The sequence below is a fragment of the Micromonospora sp. USAFONa4 genome (assembly GCF_057197825.1).
In genome coordinates this window covers 400,332-423,412 of sequence record NZ_CM170072.1, presented here as the reverse complement: position 1 = coordinate 423,412, position 23,081 = coordinate 400,332, and the positions used below count along the sequence as shown (strand labels likewise).

Genomic DNA, 23,081 nt, shown 5'->3' with positions numbered 1-23,081 from the left:
TCTCCTCGCCCCTGACGGACTGGCGGCGCTCGCCGCAGCCGGGTCGGTCGTCGGGCGGCGGCTGGCAGGCTAGTTTGCTCGGATGAGTTCCCTCGATGACGTCGCGAGGCGTGACGGCTGGCGGTGCTGGGTCTGCGACGAGCCGGTCGACGCCGACATGTCGGTGAACGACCCGCGCGGTCCCAGCGTCGACAGCCGCACCGCCGACAGGAAGGCCAAGGTCGCCGAGCGACTCGCGCACCGGGCCTGCAACACCCGCAAGGGCGCGGTCAAGGTGGTCATCGCCTGGCCGGACCACCTGCACGTGGTGGAGCCCGCGCCCCTGATCACCGTCGCCGAGCGACTACAACGCAAGGGCGGTCGCGAGCTGGTCGCCCGCTGCCCGAGCGGGAAGGACGCCCAGGAGGCGGCGGACTGGCTGGTCGACCGGTTCTCCCGGCTGGTGCCCGGACTGCCGGTGACCGCGAGCATCGACGCCGGTGGCGGGCAGTATCTCGTCACCCTGGCCACCGGCCGTCGCTGACCGGTGACCAGAAAACCTGTCTTCTGATCAGAAGGGGGGTGCGTCCTCGCCCATCAACGCCAGCACGACGCCCCCCTTCCCGCTCTTGAGGCCCTGGACCACGACCTTGCCGGTGCTGCCGTCAGGAAGCTCCAACGTGAAGGTCTTCCCGACCGCGTTCTTGGGGCCGTTGCCGGCGCTGTTGGCGGGCCGGAAGTCACCTGCCCACGGCGGGGTCCCACCCCTGCGGGCGGGCTCGGCGAAAAGGGCGGCGGTGCCAGGGGTCCTGGTGCCGTCCGAGGAGAGAAGCACTGAGGCGCTGCGATAGGTAGCCATATGCGCCAAGGCTATCCCGTCTGCCTCGCGGAGGGTGTCCGCGGGCACGATCGGGGCCGCGATGGCGGCGGCGCTGCGGTTCCGCGATCTGGACCTGCTCGAATTTTCGGGCGTGGTGTCGGATCAGGATGTAGCCGTTCGTGGAACCAGTGTGCGGCGGCGGCTGGGCCGCCGGACACGGGGAGCCGGGTAAGGCCCTCGTCCGGGACCGAGAGGAGACGACATGACGGAGTACCTGATCACCTTCAACGACGAGTGGGTGTCCGAACACACGGCGGAGCAGCTTCGCGAGAAGAGCAGGGCCGGCTGGGCCGTGATGGCGGACATGCAGGCCGAGGGCGTCCTGCTCTTCAGCAACGGGGGGCTCGACCGGTCCACCGCGCTGTGCAGCGTCGAAGCGGTCGACGGCAGGCCCGTCTTCACCGACGGCCCGTACGTCGAGACCAAGGAGCACCTCGGCGGCTTCGCCGTCGTGGACGTGCCTGACGACGAGGCGGCACGATACTGGGCCGGCCGGCTCGCGACCGCGCTCGACTGGCCGCAGGAGGTGCACCGGTTCCGAGGCCCCGGGGCGCGCCCGGCGTAACGGCTCCGGGAGCAGTGAGCGTGGTGCCCGGATACCTGCTGTCCGTCCACGCGACGCGGCCCTGGCCCTCGCCGCCGAGGGATCGAGAGCGTGTCGCGGTACGGTCGAGGTGCGTCCCTTCCGAACCGGGGAATCCGTCCGAGCGCTGCCGGAGCCATGACCGTTCTCACCGTCGAGCAGGCGATCACCCGTGCCCACCACGAGGAGTGGGCGCGGGTGGTCGCCGGCCTCGCGCGCCGTTTCGGCGATCTCGACGTCGCCGAGGAGGCGACGGCCGAGGCGTTCGTGACGGCCGCGGAGCGGTGGCCGCGCGAGGGCGTACCGTCCAATCCCGGCGGTTGGCTCGCCACCACCGCGACCCGCAAGGCGATCGACCGGCTCCGTCGCGAGTCACAGCGCGACGCCAAACACCAGGCGGCCCGGATCATGTACGACGACACCCCCGCCGAGCCGACCGGCCCGGTCGACGACGACCGGCTCAGACTGATCTTCACCTGCTGCCACCCCGCGCTCGCGTCGGAGGCCCGGGTGGCGCTCACCCTGCGCCTGCTCGGCGGCCTCACCGTGCCCGAGATCGCCCGCGCCTTCCTGGTGCGGGAGACCACCATGGCGCAACGGATCACCCGCGCCAAGGCGAAGATCAAGGCGGCGCACATCCCCTACCGGGTGCCCTCGGCCGACGACATCCGCGAACGGCTCGCCGGCGTGCTCGCGGTCGTCTACCTCGTCTTCAACGAGGGCTATCTCGCCAGCGAGGGGAACGACCCGGTGCGCGTCGACCTCACCGAGGAGGCGATCCGCCTCGGCCGCCTGCTCCGGACCCTCCTCCCGGACGACGGCGAGGTGGCCGGCCTGCTCGCCCTGATGCTCCTCACCGACGCCCGGCGGCCGGCGCGCGTGTCCCGCACCGGGGAGCTGGTGACCCTCGCCGAGCAGGACCGCGGCGCCTGGGACCGCACGCTCATCGCCGAGGGCAACGCCCTCCTCCGCGAGCGGATCGAGGCGGTGGCGACCGGCGGCGACCCACCCGGGCGCTACCAGCTGCAGGCCGCGATCAACGCGGTCCACACCGACGCCCCGTCCGCCCGGGACACCGACTGGTCCACCATCGTCGCCCTCTACGGGCGCATGTCGCTGCTCGACCCCTCACCGATCGTGCGGCTCAACCGGGCGGTCGCGGTCGCCGAGGTCGACGGCCCCGGCGTCGGGCTCGCCGAGATCGACCGGCTCGCCGAGGCCCTCGACGGCTACCACGCCTTCCACGCCGCGCGCGCCGACCTGCTGCGGCGACTCGGGCGCGGCGGTGAGTCGCGGACCGCGTACGACCGGGCCATCGGTCTCGCCGGCAACCCCGCGGAGCGGGCCTACCTCACCCGCCGCCGCGACCAGCTCGCCGGCTGACTCCCACATGGAGCCAGCGCGTCGACCGGCGCGCGGCAGGGGCAGTGGTGGCTCGACGACCGTGGCAGGATCGCGCTTTCGACCCCTGCCGCGACGCCGAGGAGCCAGCCTGGTGAAGGCCGACCACTACGACAGTTTCGCCGAGCGCTACAGCGCGGACAACGAGTCCAACCTGATCAACGGCTACTACGAGCGCCCCGCGATGATCGGGCTCGCCGGGGACGTGACCGGCCGGCGGATCCTCGACGCCGGCTGCGGCTCGGGTCCCCTGTCCGCGGCGCTTCGCGCGCGAGGGGCCGTCGTGACCGGCTTCGACTCCAGCCGCGCGATGGTCGAGCTGGCCCGACGGCGGCTGGGCGGGGACGCCACGCTGCTGGTGGCCGACCTCAGCGGGCCGCTGCCCTTCGCCGACGGCGCGTTCGACGACGTCGTCGCTTCCCTGGTCCTGCACTACCTGGAGGACTGGACCGCGCCCCTGGCCGAGCTGCGACGGGTCCTGAGGCCGGGGGGTCGCCTCATCCTGTCCGTGAACCACCCGATGGTCTACACGGCGGTGCACCCGGACGCCGACTACTTCGCCCTCGCGCGATGGTCGGAGGAGTACACCTTCGACGGGCACACCGCGGAGCTGACCTACTGGCACCGGCCGCTGCACGCGATGACGGCTGCGTTCACCGACGCGGGCTTCCGCCTCTCGGTCGTCAGCGAACCCCCCATGTCTCCCGAGACCCCGCGCGAGGTCCTGCCGCCACATCTCGTGGACCGCACCACGTTCATCTGCTTCATCTTCTTCGTCCTCGAAGCGCACTGAGCCCGGGCCGGTCCGCCGCCGCACGCCACCGCCGGCCTTCCCCTCCGGGCCGGCGCCGACGGTGCCACACGCGCGGTCGGCGGCTCAGCCGAGGCGCACGTGGGCCGGCCGTTCGGGCCGGCCGCCGCCGGTGCCGGTGCCGTCGAGCGTCGTGCCGACCGGGACGGCGGGCCGGGCCGGTACGACGGGCGCGTCCCGGCCGGTGCCCCGGTGGCCGTCCCCGTCGTGGCTCGACTCCTCGTGGTAGTCCTGCTCCACGTTGACCGACCACACGTCGTGCCGGGTGCCGCAGGCGATGTTCTCGGCGGTGAGCATCGCCGTCAGCATCGAGTGGTCCTGGTTGTTGTAGCGGTGCATGCCGTTGCGGCCCACCGGGTGGACGTTGGGCACCTCGTGCGCCAGCCAGTCCCGGATCACGTCGACGTTGTGCTGGTAGCGCTCGTCGTAGACCGGGTACGCCTTCGGCATCCGCACCACGTACCCGGCCTCGACCACCCCCGGCCGGACCAGGCCGAGCCGCTCCAGCTCGGCCGTCGCGGCGACGACCAGTTCGGCGTCCGGCGTACGCCAGGTCTCGTCGTCCTCGAACACGAAGTACTCCAGGCCGAGGCAGGTGCGGCCGTCCTTGACCAGGTGCGGCGACCAGGAGCCGAAGTTCTGTATCCGGCCGACCCGCACCGCCGGGTCGTGCACGTAGATCCAGTTGTCCGGGAACGAGAACTCCTCCGGCACCACCAGCGCGACGGTCAGGAAGTCCCGGTACCGCAGGTCGGCCGCGGCGGCCAGCACCTCCGGCGGGGCCGCCGGGCGCAGCGCGGCGACCAGCTCGGAGATCGGCATCGAGGAGACGACGTGCTCCGCCGGCTCGGTACGTTGCCCGCCGGCCCCGTTGACGGTCACGGCGACGGCCCGGCGGCGCTCCGGGTCCCGGTGCACGGCGGTCACCCAGGTGCCGGTGTCCACCCGGCCCCCGCGCCGGCGCACCTCCTCGGCGCAGCGTTCCCACATCATGCCCGGGCCGAGCTTCGGGTACTGGAACTCCTCGATCAGGCTGGTCACGTCCTTGCGGTTGCGTCGGGGCAGCACCGCGTTGCGGACCGCCTTGGCCAGCGACAGGTTCTTGATCCGCTGGGCGGCCCAGTCGGCCTGCAACCGGTCGGCCGGCATCCCCCAGACCTTCTCGGTGTACGTCTTGAAGAACATCGAGTAGAGCCGCCAGCCGAACCGGGCCGAGACCCAGCCCTCGAAGTGCGACTGGTCCTTGGGCGGGCGCAGCCGGGCCCGCGCGTACGAGCCCATGCACAGCACGGCCTCCCGCACGCCGAGGTTGCGCAGGGCGTTGACGGCGCTCAGCGGGTAGTCGAACAGGGCGCCCCGGTAGTAGATCCGGCTCATCCGGGGCCGCAGCAGGAAGTCCTCGTCGGGCAGGATCTCGTGCCAGAACTCCTCGACCCGGGCCACCTTCGTGAAGAACCGGTGCCCGCCGATGTCGAAGCGCCACCCGTCCCGCTCGACGGTACGGCTGATCCCGCCCACCACCTCGTCGGCCTCGAACACCCGGACCGCGCTGTCGCGCCGGAGCAACTCGTACGCCGCCGTCAGGCCCGCCGGTCCAGCGCCGATGACCACCGTGCCGTGCTCTTCGCCCATGCCCGTCGCCCCCTGCTTCCGCCTCCCGGAGGCGGCCCGCTTACCCGGCACCGGCCCGAACTCACCCCGGATTCCCGTCCGCTCCCGGGACACCCCGACGGGCGGAGCGCCCGGGACGCGCCGCGACGCGCCCGGCGCCCGGTTCCGGGCCGGGATCGCGCCGACGTGTCAACGGTCCCGGAACGGGGATGTGGCACCGGTCGGGCCGCCGGACCGGGAGACGCGTGATGGACAGTGGGCGGGCCGTCTCGGACCGGCGGTGGCGCGCGCTGCCCGCCCGGCTGGCCGGGCACGGGCACGACCTGCGGCGGGCGGCGTCGCGGGCCGCCGGCCGGATGCCGGCGCCGTGGCTGTTCGTCCTCGCGGTCTTCTTCGGTACGAAGATCGTGCTCAGCGCCCTCGGGGTGCTCGCGCTGAGCGCCTTCGACGACGTGCCCTGGGCCCCGCCGCCGGACGAGACGATGATGCGCGAGCAGCAGCGGGCGATCTCCGGGCACCGCGCGCTCGCGCTCTGGTTCGCCTGGGACTCCTTCCTCTACGACCGCCTGGCGCAGCTCCCGTTAGACGAGCCGTGGCCCGACTTCGGCTTTCCCCTGCTCTATCCGTTCCTGGCCCGTCCGCTGGCCCCGCTGCTGGGCGGGGACACCGCGCTGGCGTTGCTGCTCGTCGCGAACGTCGCGTTCCTGCTGATGCTCTTCTACGCCCACCGGCTGGGCGAGCGACTGCTCGGCGACGACGCCTCCGCCCGCCGGTTCGTCCGCTACCTCGTGCTGCTGCCGGCCGGGTTCCTGTTCCAGGCGGCGCTGACCGAGTCGCTGTTCCTCTGCCTCGCGCTCGCCGCCTTCCACTACGCCGAGCGGCGGCGCTGGCTGCTCGTGGGCGTTGTCGGCTTCTTCCTGGCGACGAGCCGCTCGGTCGGGTTCCTCGTCGTGCTCCCGCTGGCCCTGGTGCTGCTACGGCAGCACGGCTACCGGCTGGGCCCGCGCGCGTGGTGGGCGTACGTGCGCGTCGGCTGGCCGCTGGCGCTGGTGCCCGCCGGCTGGCTGGCGTTCATGGCGTTCTGCCGGTGGCAGAGCGGCGACTGGTTCGCCTACAAGCACGCCCAGGAGACGGGTTGGGGCATCCGGGTGCAGAACCCGTTGGCGGTGCTGTGGCACGGCCTGACCGGCAGCCCGCCGCGCGACGCCCTGCGGGTGTGGGTCGCCGTGCTGGTGCTGGCGGTCCTGCTCGCGGGCGCCCGCCGACTCGGGCTGCCCTATCTCGTGTACGGGCTGACCATGGTCCTGGTGCCGCTGTCGATGGGCCCGCCGGTGTACAAGAGCCTGCTGCGTTATCTGCTTGCCGTCTTCCCGGTCGCCCTTGTGCTGGCCCGTTGGGCCCGGCACGCGGGCGCCGACGCCTGGCTGACCGCCGCCCTGGCCCTGCTCCAGGGCGCGCTCTTCGTCACCTGGCTCGCCTACTGGACCCACTTCATCATCTGAGCCCGTGCGTGCCGCGCCACCGGGGGCGGTCGGCAGAATGTGGATCGTGCACGACGTCATCGACCGCCCCGACCGCCGTACCGGCAGGCTGCTCGCCCGCGCCGCCACCGAAGTCTTCGCCCCGGCGCTGCTGGCCGCGCTGATGCCCGTCGTCGTGGGCCTGCACGCCGTGTCGCCCGTCGAGGTGGGCCTCGCCTGGGCCCTGGTCGGCTCCCTGTTCTGCTCGATCATCCCCAACAGCCTGATCTGGTGGGGCGTACGCCGGGGCCGGCTGACCGACCACCACATCGGGCGACGGGAACAGCGCCGGCGGCCACTGGCGTACGGGCTGCTGTCCGTGCTGGTGGGCCTCGCCGTGATGATCGGGTTCGGCGCCCCGCGCCCCGTCCTGGCGATGGTCGTCGTCATGTTCGCCCTCGGCCTCGCCGTGACCGTGGTCAACCTGGCGTGGAAGCTCAGCATCCACGCGGCCGTGGCGGCGGGCGCGGCGGCCGTGCTCGTGATCGAGTTCGGACCGGCGCTGCTCGCCTCGGCGCCCGTGGTGGCGCTGGTCGGCTGGTCGCGGGTGCGCCTGCGCGACCACACCGTCGGTCAGGTGGCCGCCGGCACCGTCGTGGGGACGCTCATCGCCGCCCCCACGTTCCTGCTGCTGCGGTGAACGGAGGCGGGAACACCCTACGTCCGGCCGCGCCCCGTGGTCTTGTCGCGTGCCTCCAGCGCCGCGACCTGCTCCACGATGGCGCGTAGGCCCGCCCTGGGCGCCTCCGGCGGCAGCCGGTCGGCGAAGGACGTGGGTCGTCAGCCGGCTGACGCGCCCGATCCCCCCGTCCGTGGGCGGACCGGGGCCGACGGGGCCGGCCCGGTGCTGTCCCGGCGCACCACCTCGGCGGGCAGCACCTCGACGCGGGGCGCCGCGGCCCCCGGGTCGAGCGCCAGCGACATCGCGCGGGCCCCCATCTCGACCAGGGGCAGCCGGACGGTGGTCAGTGCCGGGGTGACGTCCCGGGCGATCGGCATGTCGTCGAAGCCGATGACCGACACCTGCCGGGGCACCGCCACCGACCGGGAGCGCAGCAGCGCCAGCGCGCCGATCGCCATCGAGTCGTTGAGGGCCACGACGGCGGTCAGCTCGGGGTCGGCGTCGAGCAGCGCGGCCGTGGCGGCGACGCCGCCGTCGCGGTCGAACTCGGCGTGCCGGACGCGGTGCTCGGGCAGGCTCAGCCCGTGTGCGGCGAGGGACTCCCGCAGGCCGGTGAGCCGGTCGGTGGTGGTGGTGAGCACCGCCGGCCCGGCCACCACCCCGATCGCCCGGTGGCCGAGTTCGTACAGCTCCTCGCCGATCAACCGGCCGCCGGCGCGGTTGTCCGGCATCACCGCGTCGCCGGAGTGCTCGTGCCGGCCGATGACCGCGACCCGTCCGCCGGTCGCCTCGTACGCGGCGAGCTTCTCGTTGAGCAGCCGGGTGAAGGTGGCGTCGTGGTAGCCCGAGCCGGCCAGGATGATCGCGGCGACCTGCTGGCCGCGCAGCAGCTCGACGTACTCCAGCTCGCGGTCCGGGTCGCGGTAGCTGTTGCAGATCATGAGCAGCCGGCCCTGGTCGGTGGCGACCCGTTGCAGGCCCCGGGTGATCTCGGCGAAGTACGGGTCGGAGACGTCGTGCACGATGACGCCCACCGCCATGCGGTGCGAGCGGGCCAGCAGCTGGGCGTGCGCGTTCGGCACGTACTGGAGTTCGGCGACGGCGCGCAGCACGCGCTCGCGGAGCTCCTCGGTGACGGGCTTGCTGCTGCCGTTGATCACCCGGGAGGCGGTCGCGGGCGAGACCCCCGCCCGCCGGGCCACGTCGGACAGGGTCGCCACTGCCGCCCCCTCGGTCGTTTCTCGACGGCCGCGCCCCGGTGCCGGCCATCCGTCACCGTACCGCAGCGAAAGCGCTTCCCCGCCCCGGTGCCCGCCCGTGTGGTCCGGCGGGCGGCGCCGGCCGCGAGACGGGTCGGACAGCCCCTTGCCTGAGGAGGGAGGCGTTCCCTACGCTGCCCAGGAAAGCGCTTGCCTGAGATCCGCCGCCGGGGGCCTCCCGGCGGCGGCGCAGGCGTGGAACAGGTCGCCGCCCGCCGCCGTCCCGGTCGGAGGCGCCCGCGGAGGGAAGGAACACCATGACCCGCAGGTCGATAGGCATCATCGTCAACGGCGTCACCGGCCGGATGGGCTACCGGCAGCACCTGGTGCGCTCCCTGCTCGCCATCCGCGAGCAGGGCGGCGTGCCCCTGGCCGACGGCACGTCGATCTGGCCCGAGCCCGTCCTGGTCGGGCGCAGCGAGACCAAGCTCCGCGAGATCGCCGAGCGGCACGGGCTGACCGACTGGACCACCGACCTGAGCGCGGCGCTGGCCCGCGACGACGTCGAGATCTACTTCGACGCCCAGGTCACCCAGCAGCGGGAGAAGGCGATCCGCCGGGCGCTGGACGCCGGCAAGCACATCTACACCGAGAAGCCGCTGGCCGAGGACACCGAGGGCGCCCTCGACCTGGCCCGGGCGGCGCGCGCCGCCGGCGTGCGTACCGGGGTGGTGCAGGACAAGCTCTTCCTGCCGGGGCTGCGCAAGCTCAAGCGGCTCATCGACGGCGGCTTCTTCGGCCGGATCCTGTCGGTGCGCGGGGAGTTCGGCTACTGGGTGTTCGAGGGCGACTGGCAGCCGGCCCAGCGCCCGTCCTGGAACTACCGCAGCGAGGACGGCGGCGGCATCGTCGTGGACATGTTCCCGCACTGGCAGTACGTGCTGGAGGAGCTCTTCGGCCGGGTGCGTTCGGTCTCCTGCCTCACCGCCACGCACGTGCCGCAGCGGGTCGACGAGGCGGGCCGCACGTACCCGGCGACCGCCGACGACGCCGCGTACGGCATCTTCGAGCTCGACGGCGGCGTGGTCGCGCAGCTGAACTCCTCCTGGTGCGTCCGGGTGCACCGCGACGAGCTGGTCGAGTTCCAGGTCGACGGCACCGAGGGCAGTGCCGTGGCCGGGCTGCGCAGCTGCCGGGTGCAGCACCGGGCGGTCACCCCGAAGCCGGTGTGGAACCCCGACCTGCCGGTCACCGAGCCCTTCCGGTCGCAGTGGACGGAGGTGCCGGACAACGAGGAGTTCGACAACGGCTTCAAGGTGCAGTGGGAGGCGTTCCTGCGGCATGTCGTCGCCAACGAGCCGTTCCCGTGGGACTTCCTGGCCGGCGCGCGCGGCGTGCAGCTCGCCGAGCTGGGCCTGCGCTCGGCGCGCGAGGGCGCCCGCCTCGACATCCCGGAGCTGGAGCTGTGAGCGCGAGGAGTGAGCCGGGTTTGCGAGCCCCGCAGTCGCGGACGGAGGTGGCGCTGTGAGCGCGAGGAGTGAGCCGGGTTTGCGAGCCCCGCAGTCGCGGACGGAGGTGGCGCTGTGAGCGCGAGGAGTGAGCCGGGTTTGCGAGCCCCGCAGTCGCGGACGGAGGTGGCGCTGTGAGCGCGAGGAGTGAGCCGGGTTTGCGAGCCCCGCAGTCGCGAACGGAGGTGGCGCTGTGAGCGCGAGCAACGAGGTGGTGCTGCCGGGTGGGCGGCGGTACCGGTTGGCCGGGGGCGCCGGCTTCCCGCGCCCCGCCGGGCCGCCGAGCAGCCGGATCGCGTACGCCGCCGCGCACGTGGTGGCCGATCCGACGGCCGAGAACACCCCGGGCACCCCGGCCGTGCTGGACTGGGACCGCACCCTGGCCTTCCGGCACCACCTGTGGTCGTACGGCTTCGGCGTGGCCGAGGCGATGGACACCGCGCAGCGCGGCATGGGCCTGGACTACCCGGCCACCCGCGAGCTGATCCGACGCAGCGCCGCCGAGGCCCGCGCGGTCGGCGGGCGGATCGTCGCCGGGGTCGGCACCGACCAGCTCCCGCCCGGCCCGGCCACCCTGACCGAGGTCGCCCGCGCCTACCGCGAGCAGCTCGACGACGTGCGGGCCGCCGGGGCCCGCCCGGTGCTGATGTGCAGCCGCCACCTGGCCGCCGCCGCCCGCGGCCCGGAGGACTACCTGCGGGTGTACGACGAGCTGCTGAGCGCCGCCGACGAGCCGGTGGTGCTGCACTGGCTCGGCCCGATGTTCGACCCGGCGCTTGCGGGCTACTGGGGGTCGGCCGATCTCGACGAGGCCGCCGACGCCGTGGTGGAACTGATCAAGGCCCACGACAGCCGGGTGGACGGGATCAAGGTCTCCCTGCTGGACGCCGGCCGCGAGGTGGCGTTGCGGCGCCGGCTGCCCGCCGGGGTGCGCCTCTACACGGGCGACGACTTCCACTACCCGGAGCTGATCCGGGGCGACGCGAGCGGCTACTCCGACGCGTTGCTCGGGGTGTTCGCGGCGATCGCGCCGGCCGCCGCCGCCGCGCTGGCCGCGCTGGACCGGGGGGACCTGGAGGCGTACGACCGGATCTTCGCGCCGACCGTGCCCCTGGCCCGGCACATCTTCGCGGCGCCCACCTGGCACTACAAGACCGGCATCGTCTTCCTGGCCTGGCTGACCGGGCACCAGGACCACTTCACGATGGTCGGCGGGGCGCAGTCCGGCCGCTCGCCGGAGCACCTGGCCACCCTGCTCACCCTCGCCGACGCCGCCGGGCTGCTGCCCGACGCGGACCTGGCCGCCGCCCGCGCGCGGGCGCTGTTCACGGTGGCGGGGGTGGCCCAATGAGTGGCCTGGAACGGTTCTCGTTCAACCAGGCCACGTCGCAGCACTGGCCGTTGCCCGAGGTGGTCGACGGCTGCGTCGCGGCGGGCGTGCCGGGGATCGGGCTCTGGCGGGAACCGGTCGCCGAGTACGGGCTGGCCCGCGCCGCGAAGCTGGTCCGCGACGCGGGCCTGGAGGTCACGTCGCTCTGCCGGGGCGGGTTCTTCACGTCCGACGGCTGGCGGGAGGAGAACCTGCGCGCCATCGAGGAGGCCGCCACCCTCGGCACCCCGGTCCTGGTGCTGGTCTCCGGCGGGCTGCCGCCGGGCAGCCGGGACATCGACGGCGCCCGCCGGCAGGTCGCCGACGCCATCGCCGAGTTGGCCCCGCACGCGGCGGCGGCCGGGGTGACGCTGGCGATCGAGCCGTTGCACCCGATGTTCAGCGCCGACCGCTGCGTGGTGTCCACCCTCGGCCAGGCGCTCGACATCGCCGAACGGTTCGACCCGGGCGTGGTCGGGGTCGTCGTCGACGCGTACCACGTGTGGTGGGACGACACGGTGTACGCGCAGATCGCCCGGGCGGGCGAGCGGATCGCCGCGTTCCAGGTGTGCGACTGGGTCACCCCGCTGCCCGAGGGGGTGCTGCTGGGCCGGGCGCTGCCCGGCGACGGCTGCATCGAGCTGCGTCGCCTGCGGGAGGCCGTGGACGAGGCCGGCTACGCCGGGCCGGTCGAGGTGGAGGTCTTCTCGGCCGAGGTGTGGGCCCGGCCCGGCCGGGAGGTCCTCGACGCGTCGGTCGCGGGCTACCTGCGCCACGTCGCCTGACGACGGGTCCCGGCCGGTCGGGCGGCCGGCCGGGATCCGGGCGAGGATGAGGGGGTGACCGACCGACGGGTGCACCTCGACGATCTCGGCGCGTGGCTGATCAAGGGCAACGCGGACCGGGTCGACCTGGCCGGCCGCTTCGCCCGTGATCCGCGGGTGACGGGCTGGTGCGTACGCCCCGGCTACCGGGCCCGGCTGATGCGCCCCGGTCAGCCGGTGGTCCTCTGGGCCAGTGGCAGCCGCGGCCGGCTCGCGTACGGCGTCTGGGGCGTGGGGCTGGTGGCCGCCGCCGCGGTGCCGGGGGAGCCGGGCGCGGCCTGGACGGTGCCGTTGGACCTGACGGTCCTCGACGAGGCGCACCGGGTGCCCCGGGAGTCCTTCCGGGGCGACGCGCGGCTGGCCGGCGCGGAGGTGCTCCGGCAGCCGCAGGGGGCCAATCCGTCCTTTCTCACGGTGGCCGAGTTCGCCGCGCTGCGCGAGCACCTGCCGCCGCGCTGACGGCCGGGTCCCGGCCGGCCCGATCCGGACCGTCGGCGCCGAATCCGCAGCGGCCGGCGAGTGCGGTGACCCGGACGTGGGCCGGGCGGCCCGCCGTCTTCACCCAGCCCCGCCGGCTCTCTATGATCGGTGAAAACTGTCGCCAGGCAGCCGGTCACGAGCCGGCAAAAAGCTACAGGGAAGGGTGGGCATGGCGCTGTCCGCGACCGTCCTCGCCGAGCTGCGCGGGATCGTCGGCCCGTCGCACGTGCACGACGCGGCCGGCGACCTCGTGGCGTACGCGCGGGACGCGACGCCGCTGTTCTCGCACCGCCCGGACGCGGTGGTCTTCCCGGCCGACACCGCCGAGGTCGCGGCGGTGCTGGCACTCGCCACCCGGCACCGGGTGCCCGTGGTGCCCCGCGGCGCGGGCTCCAACCTGTGCGCCGCCACGGTGCCGCTGCGCGGCGGGATCGTGCTGGTGCTGACCCGGCTCAACGCCATCCTGGAGGTCAGCGGGGACGAGCTGCTCGCCCGGACGCAACCGGGCGTGACCAGCGCCGCCCTCGCCGACGCCGCCGCCGCGCAGGGCCTGCTCTGGGCGCCCGACCCCGGCAGCCGGACCGTCGCCACGGTCGGCGGCACCATCGCCACCTGCGCGGGCGGGCTGCGCGGCCTGAAATACGGCGTGACCCGCAACTACGTGCTGGGCCTGGAGGCGGTGCTGCCCACCGGCGAGGTGATCCGCACCGGCGGCCGGCTGTGGAAGGACGTCGCCGGCTACGACCTGACCCGGCTGCTCACCGGCTCCGAGGGCACCCTCGCCGTGATCACCGAGGCGACCGTGGCGCTGCTGCCCGCACCGGCGTCGGCGAACACCGGGGTCGCGTACTTCCCGACGCTGGCCGACGCGGGGGAGGCGGTCGCCCGGGTGATCCGGGCGGGGGTGGTGCCGGCGACGCTGGAGTTCCTCGACCGGGCCTGTATCGACGCCGTCGAGGACTTCGCCCACCTGGGGCTGCGTACCGACGCCGGCGCCCTGCTGCTCTTCGGCGACGACGGCCCGCCGGACCTGGTCGCCGCCCACCTGGACCGGATCGGCGCGGCCTGCGTCGAGGCCGGCGCGGTGGAGGTCACCACGGCCCGCGAGGTCGCCCAGGCCGAGGCGCTGCTGGCCGCCCGGCGCTGCGCGCTGCCGGCGCTGTCCCGCCGGGGCGGGGTGACCATCCTGGAGGACGCGACCGTGCCCCGGCCGCGGATCGCCGAGATGGTCGACCGGATCGACGCCATCGCCGCCCGGCACGGCGTCGCCATCGCCACCTTCGGCCACGCCGGCGACGGCAACCTGCACCCCACCTGCGTGCTCGACTCGGCCGAGGACCACGACGCGGTACGCCGGGCCGAGGCGGCCTTCGCCGACGTCTTCGCCGCCGCCATCGACCTCGGCGGCACGATCACCGGCGAGCACGGGGTGGGGGCGGCGAAGCTGCCGTTCCTCGCCGCCCGCCTCGGCGAGGACCAGCTCGCCCTGCTGCGCCGGATCAAGAGCGCCTTCGACCCGGCGGGCATCCTCAACCCCGGAAAGCTGGGCTCATGACCGGCGACGTGTTCGACCCGGAGCAGTTGTCCCGCTGCATCTCCTGCGGGTTCTGCCTGCCGGCCTGCCCCACGTACGCGATGACCGGCGACGAGGCGTCCTCGCCGCGCGGCCGGATCACGCTGATGCGGGCGTTGCAGGACGGCACCCTGCCCCCGGACGACGGCACCCTCGCCGAGCAGGCCTCGTTCTGCCTGGGCTGCCGGGCCTGCGAGCCGGTCTGCCCGGCCGGGGTGGAGTACGGCAGCCTGCTGGAACAGTGGCGGGTGCACCAGTGGCGGGGCTGGCGGCGACCGCTGGTGGCCAGGGCGCTGATGCTCTTCGTCGAGCAACGCTGGCTGCTGCGGCTGTCCGGCCTCGTCCGCCGCGCGGCCCGCGGCCGCGCCGCCACTCCGACCGCGTCGGCATCGAGCACGCCGGTCTCGGGCGCGGCACCCGTGCCGGCGGCCACCCCCGGATCCGCCGCCGGCGGGGCGGGCGCGCAGCTGATGCTGGGCTGTGTCGAGCGGGGGCTCTACCCGGCGGTCAGCCGGGCGGCGCGCGCGCTCGCCCCCGAGCTGGCCGTCCCCACCGGCCAGGGCTGCTGCGGCGCGCTGCACGCGCACAACGGCGACCTGGCCGGCGGCGAGCGGCTGGCCGAGCGCCTCGGCGCGGACCTGCCCGGCACGATCGTCACCACCTCCGGCGGCTGCGCCGCGCACCTGGCCTCCGTGCTCGGCCGGGACCGGGTGCGCGAGCTGTCCACCTGGCTCGCCGACCGGCCCGCCGGGACGGAACTGCGGGTGGGCGGCCGGCGGGCACGGGTCACCCTCCAGGACTCCTGCCACCTGCGCAACGGCCTCGGCGTCTTCGCCGAGCCCCGGACGCTGCTGCGCCAGGTCGCCGACTACGTCGAGCTGCCGTCGGCGGCCGCCTGCTGCGGGGCGGCCGGCACGTACTCGCTGCTGCGGCCGAAGGAGTCGCGGCGGATCCTGGACGCGAAGCTCGACGAGATCGAGGCCGCCGGGGTGGACCTGGTGGTGGCCGTCAACCCGGGCTGCCTGCGGCAGCTGCGCACGGGGCTGCGCCGGCGCCGGTCGGCCGTACGGGCCGTGCACCTCGCCGAGCTGCTCGCCCGCGTCGAGTCGCCGTAGCCGGCCGGCGCCGCCGCCGGGCGCACCCGCGGTGCACCCGGCGGAGGGTCACTCCGTACGGATGCCGTCCGGGCGGGTGAGCCGCCACAGCACCGGCAGGCTGAGCCCGGTGACCAGCAGCACCACGGCCGCCCCGAGGCCGGTGGAGATGCCCAGCGCCGGCCAGGCGACCGTCACCGGCGTCTGCACCATGCGCAGCAGCACCGCGCCGAGGCCGAGGCCGAACACCACCGCCAGGGCGAGCCCGATCACCACCGGCACGGCGCTCTGCCACAGCACCGACCAGCTCAGCGTGGAGCGCCGGGTGCCCACCGCGACCAGCATCGCCAGCAGCCGGCGGCGCTCCCGTAGCTGCTCCAGCACGCCGACCAGCATGCTGGCCCCGATCAGCAGCAGGGTGACCACCGCGCCGACGTAGAGGCCGCGCTGGACGTTGACGAACTGGCTGGCCTGGCGGTTCTCGGTCAGCGTGAGCACCGAGGCGTACGGGTCGACGCCGGCGGCGGCGTTGCGGACGTGCTCCACCGCGTCCGGCCGGTCGGGCGCGAGCCGCAGGTACGCCTCGGCGCGCAGCGGCCCCAGCCGGGCGGTGTCGACCGCGCCGGGGGTGGCCAGCACCCCGCCGTGCCGGTAGCCGGACGGGTCGCTGCGCCCCGGCGCCTCCCGGGCGGTGGACGGCACCCGCCAGGGCACCCTGTCGGCGACCGTGACCGCGCTGCCCGCACCGAAACCGGCCGGATCGCCCTCCGCGTCCGGGACCAGGAACACGTCGCCGTCGGCGCACCGGTCGAGCCGCGCGAACTCGGCCAGCGCCACGCAGTCGCCGATCCGCAGCGTGCCGTACGCCTCGCCGGCCCTGACCGAGGTGGCCAGCGTGGCGTTGCTCGCGGTCACCCCGGGCGCGCCGGCCAGCCGGTCCAGCCCCGCCGCCACGTCCGACTGCGGGGAGAACTGCACCTGCACCTGGGCCCGGGAGGTGTCCTGGCCGGTGTCGAAGGTGAACCGGCCGGCGACGCCGGCGAAGAGCATCTGCAACCCGATGGTGCCCGCCACGGCGACCGCGATGCCGTTGACCAGCCGCGCGGAGGCGGCGCTGTCGAGCTGGAGGCGGCGCACCGCGAGCTGCCACGCGACCGGGCCGCCGCGCAGCCGGCGTACGACCAGGTCGGTGAGCCAGGGGAGCAGGGTGACCACGCCGACCAGCAGGAGCACCGCGCCGGCCGCGGTCTGCCGCTCGCCGCCCAGCGGCACGACCCCGGCCGCGCCGGCCAGCAGCAGCCCGAGCCCGGCGGCCGGCAGCAGCAGCCGCCACACCAGCCGCCGGCGCACCGGCGTGGCCCGCCGGGTCACCCCGAGCGGCTCGACCAGCACGGCGCGCATCGACACCAGCGTCACCACGACGGCGAGCGCCGGCACCGCCAGCGCGACGGCGGCCACCAGCGGCAGCGGCGGGCGCACGTCGGCGGCGTACACGCTGAGGTCCATGAGGGTGACCAGCGGCACCACCTGCCGGCCGAGCGCGAAGAGCACGCCGCCGGCCGCGACGCCGAGCAGGGCGCCGGCGGCGGCCTCCCCGGCGGCGATCCGGCGGACCATCGCGGCGTCGGCGCCGACCAGGCGCAGCGCGGCCAGCCGCCGGTCGCGCCGCTCACCGCCGAACCGCACGGCCGCGCCGAGGAACACCGCGATGGGCAGCAGCAGGACCACGAAGATGACGACCACCAGCACCACCAGCACCGGGTCGAAGGCCTCGCCGGGCAGCCCGCCGCCGAACGCGTCCAGCCGGGTGGCGTCGTCGGCGGCGAGGGTGTCGCTGCCCAGGTAGTAGGCCAGCTCGCGGGGGCCGGCCAGCCCCTCGTCGGCGATGACACCGGTGACCTTGGCCCCGCCGAGGCGGGGGGCGAACAGCGCGCCGTCGGCGGAGCCGAGCAGGTCGCGCAGGGCGGGGGAGACCAGCACCTCACCGGCGTGGGGCAGCGCGGCCACCCCGGGCGGCGCCGGCGCGGCCGGCCCCTCGGGCCGCAGCACCCGGCCGCGCACCGGCTGCCCCCGGAACTCGGTGTCGCTCTGGCGGACCAGCAGGGTGTTCGCGGCGGCCGGGATCTTCTCGCCCATCCGCAGGTCGTCGCGGGCGTCGCCGCGCGCCTGCCGGGCGTCCAGCGCGCCGGGCACCGCGGCGGCGAGCAGCAGCATCGCCACCCCCACCCCGACGCCGACCGCCGTGAGCACCGCCCGCAGCCAGCCGTCCCGGCCGCCCGTGAACGCCATCCGGGCGCCCATGACCAGGTCGGCCGCGCGGTCGCGCAGCCGCGTCACGCCGCGACCTCCAGGTCCCGGGTGCGGCCGTCGCGGACCACGACCTCCCGATCGGAGTACGCGGCGACCCGCGCCTCGTGCGTCACCAGCACCACGGCCGCCCCGGTGTCCCGGGCGGCGGCGGTGAGCAGCCGCATGACCCGCTCGCCGTTGAGCGAGTCGAGGGCGCCGGTCGGCTCGTCGGCGAAGACCACCCGTGGCCGGGTGACCAGTGCCCGGGCGACCGCCACCCGCTGCCCCTGCCCGCCGGAGACCTCGCCGGGCCGCTTGCCGGCCACCTCGGTGACCTCCAGGCGGTCCAGCCACTCGGCGGCCCGCCGCTCGGCCTCGCGCCGACCGACGCGACCCAGCCGCAGCGGCAGCGCGACGTTCTCCAGGCAGGTCAGCTCCGGTACGAGCTGGCCGAACTGGAAGACGAAGCCGAACTCCTCGCGGCGCAGCGCGCTGCGCTCGGCGTCGCTCAGGTCGGCGAGGTCACGGCCGGCGTAGCGGACCCGGCCGGAGTCGGGCCGGGCGATGCCGGCGAGGCAGTGCAGCAGCGTGGACTTGCCGGAGCCCGACGAGCCCATCACGGCCAGCACCTCGCCCGGGTGGACGCGCATGCTCGCCCCGGCGAGCGCCCGGGTCGGGCCGAACGAGCGGTGCAGGTCCTCGGCGAGAAGCAGCGGGGCGCTCACGACCGCACCGTCGCGGCCAGCTCGTCGAGGCGGGCGGCGGTCAGCTCCAGCCAGCGCAGGTCGGCCTCCAGGTGGAACAGCGCGTGGTCGCAGACCAGCTGCTCGGCGAGGTCGCCGTCGCGCTTGCGGCGGGTCAGCTCGCGCATCATCCGCAGGTGCTCGGAACGCTGCACGTCGAGCACGTCGGCGGCGGGGCGGCCGGTCAGCAGGGCCAGCACCACCTTCGTGTAGAGGGTGCTCTGCAGGTACGGCTCGGGCTTCTCGGCCCGGGCCAGCCACTGCGCCACGTCGGTGACGCCCGCCTCGGTGATCGCGTACCGCTTGCGTTCCGGGCCCTCGCCGGGCTCCACCGCCTCCACCTCGACCAGGCCGCCGCGCAGCAGCCGGGACAGGGTGGCGTAGACCTGCCCGTACGCGAGCGGTCGGGCGTGACCGAAGCGCTCGTCGTAGAGGCGTTTGATGTCGTAGCCGTGGCGGGGGGTGGCCTCGAGGAGGCCCAGGAAGGTCTGTCCGATCGACATGTCGGCGACTATACACACCGCGTATACCCGGAGCGTATAGCGGTACATTGCCCGCTCAACCGTCTGCACCGGAGGTCACCGTGTTCGCCCTGTCCCTGACCGAGGACGCCGAGCTGCGTCCCCTGGAACCCTGGCGGGCCGAGGAGTTCCTCGCCCACCTCGACCGGGCCCGTACGCACATCGCGCCCTGGGTGTCGCCCTCGTTCCTGGTCGACGACCTGGCCGGTGCCCGGGCCGTGCTCCAGCGCTACGCGGAGCTGTGGGCGCGCGACGCCGGCGGAATCTGGGGCATCTGGCGGCGGGGTGAGCTGGTCGGCGGGGTCATGCTGGTCTCGTTCGACGCCGCCAGGGGCGTCTGCGAGGCGGGCTGCTGGCTGGAGCCGGCCGGGGAGGGCCACGGGCTGGTCAGCCGGGCGGTCGGCCGGCTCGTCGACTGGGCGGTACGGGAACGCGGCATCCACCGCGTCGAGTGGCGCACGAAGCCGGACAACACCCGCAGCATCGCCACCGCCCGGCGGCTGGGCATGCGCCTCGACGGGACGCTGCGCCAGGTCTATCCCGGCCCGTCCGGACGGGTCGACATCGAGGTGTGGTCGGTGCTGGCGCCCGAGTGGCGCGGCGTGCGCTCAGACGCCGGCGAGCACCGCATCGAGTGAGCGGGGCACCCGGTCCGGCTCCAGCGCCGCCACGAGCAGCCGCGCGTACACGCTCTTGCGGCCGGACCGGGTGCCGAGAAACCGGCGCAGCTGCGCCTCGACGGCCCGGCCCCGCTGCGCCGGCTGCCGTTGGAACAGGTCGAACGAGCGCAGCTCGCCCTCGGCGGCGAGCACGTCCTGGACCTCGGCGACGCCGACCGCGCGGATCAGTTCGTCCTCCAGGTCGGCCACGCAGACGTGGAACCCGAGGGCCGCCATGCCGGCCCGGGACAGGTCGGCGCCGAAGCCGCAGCGTTCCAGCCCGCGCCGGAAGTAGCCCTCCTCGGCCTCGTCGTAGAGGCCCGCCAGCCGCAGGCCGCGTCCCGCCGGGCCGAGCTGGTCGAGGAAGTGGCCGATGTTCGTCGCGCCGCCCATGGCCACCACCCGTACGCCCTCGGCGTCGAGGTCCCGGCCGCGGCGCGCGGCGAGGGTCTCCAGGGCGACCCGGTCGCTCGGCCCCTCGACGAGCACCACCGTCCGCGCGTCGGTCCCGTGCGCCAGGTCACCGATGCTCCGCACTCCGCCTCCCCGTCCCCGATGCCGCAGCGCCCGCCCGGGGTCGGCCCGGCGGTCCGGCCCCGACGTGCGGGACGTACCACCGGGACGACGTGTGTCGGGCGGGCAGCACGGCCCGTCGCCCGTTGCGGCAGCGCGGCCCTGCCCGCCAGGGCAGCGTGGACCGGGCCGGCCCCCGACGCAACCGGATTGCGGGCGGCAGGGAACCGCCGGGGGCCGGCGGTCGTGCCACCGCCCGGGCCATGGGACCCGGGCGGCGGCACCCGGCTCAGGGCAGCGACTTCAGGAACGGGCCGTGGCTCAGGCGGAACTCCCAGGCGTAGAACCGGTCCCAGTTGATCGACCACGTCATCAGGCCGCGGAACGCCGGGTTGGTGCCGCTGCGCGGGGTGTACGGGCCGCAGCCCTGCCCCTTCACCAGGCAGGTCACCGCCGCCTGCACCCCGGCCGGGGCGAGGTAGCCGTTGCCGGCGCTGGGGGAGGAGGGCGCGCCGAAGGCCACCTGGTCCTCGCGCAGCGGCGGGAAGACGCGGTCGGCGTTGCCGGCGACGGGGAAGCCGGCGAGCAGCATGTCGGTCATCGCGACGTGGAAGTCCGCGCTGCCCATGGTGTGGTACTGGTTGTCGAGCCCCATGATCGGCCCCGAGTTGTAGTCCTGCACGTGCAGCACCGTGATGTCGTTACGCAGCGCGTGGATCACCGGCAGGTACGACCCGGCGCGCGGATCCTGCCCGCCCCACGGGCCCGAACCGTAGTACTGGTAGCCGAGCTGGACGAAGAACGTCTCCGGCGCCATGGTGAGCACGAAGCCCGCCCCGTACCGCTGCTTGAGGGTGCGGATCGCGGAGATCAGGTTGACGATCACCGGTGTGGTCGGGTTGCGGAAGTCGGTGTCCCCGGTGTTCAGGTAGAGCGAGTGGCCCTCGAAGTCGATGTCGAGCCCGTTGAGGCCGTACCTGTCGATGATGGCCGCCACCGACCGGACGAAGGTGTCCCGGGCGGCGGTCGTGGTGAGCTGGACCTGGCCGTTCTGCCCGCCGATGGAGAGCAGCACCTTCTTGCCCTGCGCCTGCTTGGCGCGGATCGCGGCGATGAACTCGGCCTCGGTCTCGACGCCCGGGCACTCGGCCGCCGGGCAGAGCTGGAACCGGATGTCGCCCGAGGTGACCGTGGTGGGCTCGCCGAAGGCGAGGTTGATGATGTCCCAGTCGGCGGGCACGTCGGCCATCCGCAGGTAGCCCGAGCCGTTGGCGAAGCTGGCGTGCAGGTAGCCGATCAGCGCGTGCCGGGGCAGCCCACCCGTCGGTGGCGGCGTGGTCGGCGGCGGTGTGGTCGGCGGCGGTGTGGTCGGCGGAGGCGTGGTGGGCGGTGGGGTGGTCGGCGGCGCCGTGGTGGGCGGGGCGGTCGTCGGCGGGGCCGTGGTCGGCGGGGTGGTGGGCGTGCCGCCCGAGCAGGGCACGCCGTTGAGCGTGCAGTTGGTGGGGGAACCGGAGCCGGTGGCCAGGAAGCCGAACGACACCGAGGCGCCGGGGGCCACGGTGCCGTTCCAGGAGCGGTTGGTGAAGGTGTGCCGCTGGCCGACGCTGCTGACCGTGGCGTCCCAGTAGGAGCCGAGCGTGGTGCCCGTCGGCAGGGTGAAGGCCACCTGCCAGCCGGTGATGGTGCTCGGGCCGCCGTTGGTGACGGTGTAGCGACCCTCCCATCCGGTGCCCCAGTCGGCGGTCTTGACGAAGGTGGCGGTCGGGCCGGCGGCCTGGGCCGGCGCGGCGAGGGTCAGCGTGGTGGCGGTGACGGTGGCGAGGGCCGCGACGGCGGCCAGCAGCAGGTTTCGGGCAGGGCGACGCATCCGGACCTCCCGGGTACGAGGGCCGTCGGATCGACGGATGCACAATTATTAGGATTGTTAACTGTAGTTGTCCAGGCATACGTGCGAGGAAGGGCCCCTTACCTGTCGCCCAGGCGATAGGAAGGGGCCCTTCCTTACACTTCGGGTCAGCGCCTGGCCTCGCGACGCTTCAGGGTGCGCTCGTAGTCCTGGAACCGCGCCTTGGCGATGGCCGAGCGGTCCGCCGCGCGGAGCACCAGCCCCTCGGACCGGCCGGCCGGACCGTCCAGGGCCACCAGGGTCCGGGGCAGGTGACCGGTCAGGAACGCGTGCGTCCCGGCGATGTCGCGGGGCAGTTCCTCGGCGGGGACGGTGGCCAGCCGGGGCACCGTCGGCAGGCCCGACGCGTCGGCCCGCCCGACGAGGTCCGCCTCGCCGAGGAAGCGCTGGCCGCCGCCGTCGCGCCAGGCCGAGATCCGCTGCGTCGGCCAGTCGAGCATCGGCGCGGGGTCGTCCAGCACTGCCACGTCGAAGAGCCGGTGCCCGACCCGGCGTTCGGCCGTGTACTGCCGGGAGGCGGCGGTGACCTTGCCGCCGTAGACCTCCAGGTAGAAGACCGTGATCCGGTCGGCCGCCGCCGCGACCGTCAGCCGCTCGGCCACGTCGCGCAGGGCGTCCACGATGCCGAGCGCCGGGTTGCCGATCAGGTCGCCGCGCGCGTACAGCAGCTCCTCGCGGCTGCCGATCAGGTACGCGCCGCCGGGCAGCACGACGATCCGGGCGTTCGTCCCGTCGACCTTCTCGGTGAGGGTGACCGGCCCGGTGAACGCCACGCACTCCGCCAGCAGCCCGCCGTTGCCCGGGTCCAGGGCGTGGTAGGTGGGGATCGACGGGTACTTGGTCAGCGAGTTGACCGTCCGCAGGTCGACCGTCCGGACGTCGAGGCGGGACACGGCAGCTCCTTCACGTGGTGGGGTGCGCCGCGCCGGTTCGCGGTGCGGCGCCGGGCCGGCAGCGTATCCGCCGCGAGGGCCCCGGCTCGCGCCAGTTTCCGGT

At 74.7% G+C, this 23,081-nt stretch carries 22 protein-coding genes; 13 read left to right on the top strand and 9 right to left on the bottom strand.

Annotated elements, in window-relative coordinates:
- Positions 1 to 82 precede the first annotated feature (82 nt).
- On the top strand, positions 83 to 523 hold the full coding sequence (locus tag AC0OO9_RS01815; protein ID WP_484515038.1) for a hypothetical protein: 441 nt from the start codon (positions 83 to 85) through the stop codon (positions 521 to 523).
- Positions 524 to 550: 27 nt separating this feature from the next.
- On the opposite strand, the gene AC0OO9_RS01810 is transcribed toward AC0OO9_RS01815, so the two are convergent.
- Positions 551 to 838 (bottom strand): hypothetical protein, encoded by a 288-nt coding sequence (locus AC0OO9_RS01810; protein WP_231926050.1) that lies wholly within the window; start codon positions 836 to 838, stop codon positions 551 to 553.
- Positions 839 to 1,061: 223 nt separating this feature from the next.
- On the opposite strand from AC0OO9_RS01810, the gene AC0OO9_RS01805 reads away from it, so the two are divergent.
- The 3 genes from AC0OO9_RS01805 to AC0OO9_RS01795 all read left to right on the top strand — a co-directional run bounded on the left by AC0OO9_RS01805 (position 1,062) and on the right by AC0OO9_RS01795 (position 3,636).
- Positions 1,062 to 1,424, top strand: a complete 363-nt coding sequence (locus AC0OO9_RS01805) for a YciI family protein (RefSeq protein WP_484515037.1) — start codon at positions 1,062 to 1,064, stop codon at positions 1,422 to 1,424.
- A 156-nt stretch (positions 1,425 to 1,580) separates the two neighbouring features.
- Positions 1,581 to 2,825: an RNA polymerase sigma factor gene (locus tag AC0OO9_RS01800; RefSeq protein ID WP_484515036.1), complete on the top strand. Its 1,245-nt coding sequence runs from the start codon at positions 1,581 to 1,583 to the stop codon at positions 2,823 to 2,825.
- A gap of 112 nt (positions 2,826 to 2,937) precedes the next feature.
- Positions 2,938 to 3,636, top strand: a complete 699-nt coding sequence (locus tag AC0OO9_RS01795) for a class I SAM-dependent methyltransferase (protein ID WP_484515034.1) — start codon at positions 2,938 to 2,940, stop codon at positions 3,634 to 3,636.
- 84 nt (positions 3,637 to 3,720) lie between these two features.
- On the opposite strand, the gene AC0OO9_RS01790 is transcribed toward AC0OO9_RS01795, so the two are convergent.
- On the bottom strand, positions 3,721 to 5,286 hold the full coding sequence (locus AC0OO9_RS01790; protein ID WP_484515033.1) for an NAD(P)/FAD-dependent oxidoreductase: 1,566 nt from the start codon (positions 5,284 to 5,286) through the stop codon (positions 3,721 to 3,723).
- 227 nt (positions 5,287 to 5,513) lie between these two features.
- On the opposite strand from AC0OO9_RS01790, the gene AC0OO9_RS01785 reads away from it, so the two are divergent.
- Entirely contained in the window at positions 5,514 to 6,767 is a 1,254-nt protein-coding gene (locus AC0OO9_RS01785) for a hypothetical protein (RefSeq protein WP_484515032.1), read from the top strand.
- 46 nt (positions 6,768 to 6,813) lie between these two features.
- The gene (locus tag AC0OO9_RS01780) at positions 6,814 to 7,425 is read left to right on the top strand and encodes a phosphoesterase PA-phosphatase (protein WP_484515030.1); all 612 of its coding nucleotides are present in this window, start codon (positions 6,814 to 6,816) and stop codon (positions 7,423 to 7,425) included.
- Positions 7,426 to 7,565: 140 nt separating this feature from the next.
- Here the strand turns inward: AC0OO9_RS01780 and AC0OO9_RS01775 are convergent, their stop codons facing one another.
- Complete coding sequence (locus tag AC0OO9_RS01775; protein ID WP_484515029.1) at positions 7,566 to 8,627, bottom strand: LacI family DNA-binding transcriptional regulator; 1,062 nt, start codon at positions 8,625 to 8,627, stop codon at positions 7,566 to 7,568.
- 296 nt (positions 8,628 to 8,923) lie between these two features.
- Here AC0OO9_RS01775 and AC0OO9_RS01770 point away from each other — a divergent pair, with 296 nt between their 5' ends.
- The 6 genes from AC0OO9_RS01770 (at position 8,924) to AC0OO9_RS01745 (ending at position 15,475) form a co-directional block, all read left to right on the top strand.
- Positions 8,924 to 10,075, top strand: coding sequence for a Gfo/Idh/MocA family protein (locus AC0OO9_RS01770; RefSeq protein ID WP_484515027.1), 1,152 nt, complete (start codon positions 8,924 to 8,926; stop codon positions 10,073 to 10,075).
- 232 nt (positions 10,076 to 10,307) lie between these two features.
- A complete protein-coding gene (locus AC0OO9_RS01765) occupies positions 10,308 to 11,465 on the top strand; it encodes a dihydrodipicolinate synthase family protein (protein WP_484515025.1) in 1,158 nt (385 codons plus the stop codon).
- The gene (locus AC0OO9_RS01760) at positions 11,462 to 12,268 is read left to right on the top strand and encodes a sugar phosphate isomerase/epimerase family protein (RefSeq protein WP_484515023.1); all 807 of its coding nucleotides are present in this window, start codon (positions 11,462 to 11,464) and stop codon (positions 12,266 to 12,268) included. The genes AC0OO9_RS01765 and AC0OO9_RS01760 overlap by 4 nt, the downstream gene beginning before the upstream one ends.
- Positions 12,269 to 12,322: 54 nt before the next feature.
- Positions 12,323 to 12,766 (top strand): hypothetical protein, encoded by a 444-nt coding sequence (locus AC0OO9_RS01755; protein WP_484515021.1) that lies wholly within the window; start codon positions 12,323 to 12,325, stop codon positions 12,764 to 12,766.
- 190 nt (positions 12,767 to 12,956) lie between these two features.
- A complete protein-coding gene (locus tag AC0OO9_RS01750; RefSeq protein WP_484515019.1) occupies positions 12,957 to 14,342 on the top strand; it encodes an FAD-binding oxidoreductase in 1,386 nt (461 codons plus the stop codon).
- Positions 14,339 to 15,475 carry a (Fe-S)-binding protein gene (locus tag AC0OO9_RS01745; protein WP_484515017.1) on the top strand — a complete coding sequence of 379 codons (1,137 nt, stop codon included), beginning with the start codon at positions 14,339 to 14,341 and terminating at the stop codon, positions 15,473 to 15,475. Before AC0OO9_RS01750 ends, AC0OO9_RS01745 begins: the two co-directional genes overlap by 4 nt.
- A 48-nt stretch (positions 15,476 to 15,523) precedes the next feature.
- Here AC0OO9_RS01745 and AC0OO9_RS01740 read toward each other — a convergent pair whose 3' ends face one another.
- The 3 genes from AC0OO9_RS01740 to AC0OO9_RS01730 are packed head-to-tail and all read right to left on the bottom strand — an operon-like array spanning position 15,524 to position 18,989.
- On the bottom strand, positions 15,524 to 17,791 hold the full coding sequence (locus AC0OO9_RS01740) for an FtsX-like permease family protein (RefSeq protein ID WP_484515015.1): 2,268 nt from the start codon (positions 17,789 to 17,791) through the stop codon (positions 15,524 to 15,526).
- Entirely contained in the window at positions 17,788 to 18,468 is a 681-nt protein-coding gene (locus AC0OO9_RS01735) for an ABC transporter ATP-binding protein (protein WP_484515013.1), read from the bottom strand. The genes AC0OO9_RS01740 and AC0OO9_RS01735 overlap by 4 nt, the downstream gene beginning before the upstream one ends.
- Positions 18,465 to 18,989, bottom strand: a complete 525-nt coding sequence (locus AC0OO9_RS01730; RefSeq protein WP_484515011.1) for a PadR family transcriptional regulator — start codon at positions 18,987 to 18,989, stop codon at positions 18,465 to 18,467. The genes AC0OO9_RS01735 and AC0OO9_RS01730 overlap by 4 nt, the downstream gene beginning before the upstream one ends.
- A gap of 80 nt (positions 18,990 to 19,069) precedes the next feature.
- Between AC0OO9_RS01730 and AC0OO9_RS01725 the strand changes: the two genes are divergently transcribed.
- Positions 19,070 to 19,645 carry a GNAT family N-acetyltransferase gene (locus tag AC0OO9_RS01725; protein ID WP_484515009.1) on the top strand — a complete coding sequence of 192 codons (576 nt, stop codon included), beginning with the start codon at positions 19,070 to 19,072 and terminating at the stop codon, positions 19,643 to 19,645.
- Here the strand turns inward: AC0OO9_RS01725 and AC0OO9_RS01720 are convergent.
- From AC0OO9_RS01720 to AC0OO9_RS01710, 3 genes are all read right to left on the bottom strand, one after another.
- On the bottom strand, positions 19,616 to 20,203 hold the full coding sequence (locus AC0OO9_RS01720; RefSeq protein ID WP_484515008.1) for a TOPRIM nucleotidyl transferase/hydrolase domain-containing protein: 588 nt from the start codon (positions 20,201 to 20,203) through the stop codon (positions 19,616 to 19,618). The two genes, AC0OO9_RS01725 and AC0OO9_RS01720, sit on opposite strands and share 30 nt — an antisense overlap.
- Before the next feature lie 265 nt (positions 20,204 to 20,468).
- Complete coding sequence (locus AC0OO9_RS01715; protein ID WP_484518117.1) at positions 20,469 to 22,025, bottom strand: chitinase; 1,557 nt, start codon at positions 22,023 to 22,025, stop codon at positions 20,469 to 20,471.
- Positions 22,026 to 22,192: 167 nt separating this feature from the next.
- Positions 22,193 to 22,978, bottom strand: a complete 786-nt coding sequence (locus AC0OO9_RS01710; protein ID WP_484515006.1) for an RNA ligase family protein — start codon at positions 22,976 to 22,978, stop codon at positions 22,193 to 22,195.
- Between the last annotated feature and the right edge of the window lie 103 nt (positions 22,979 to 23,081).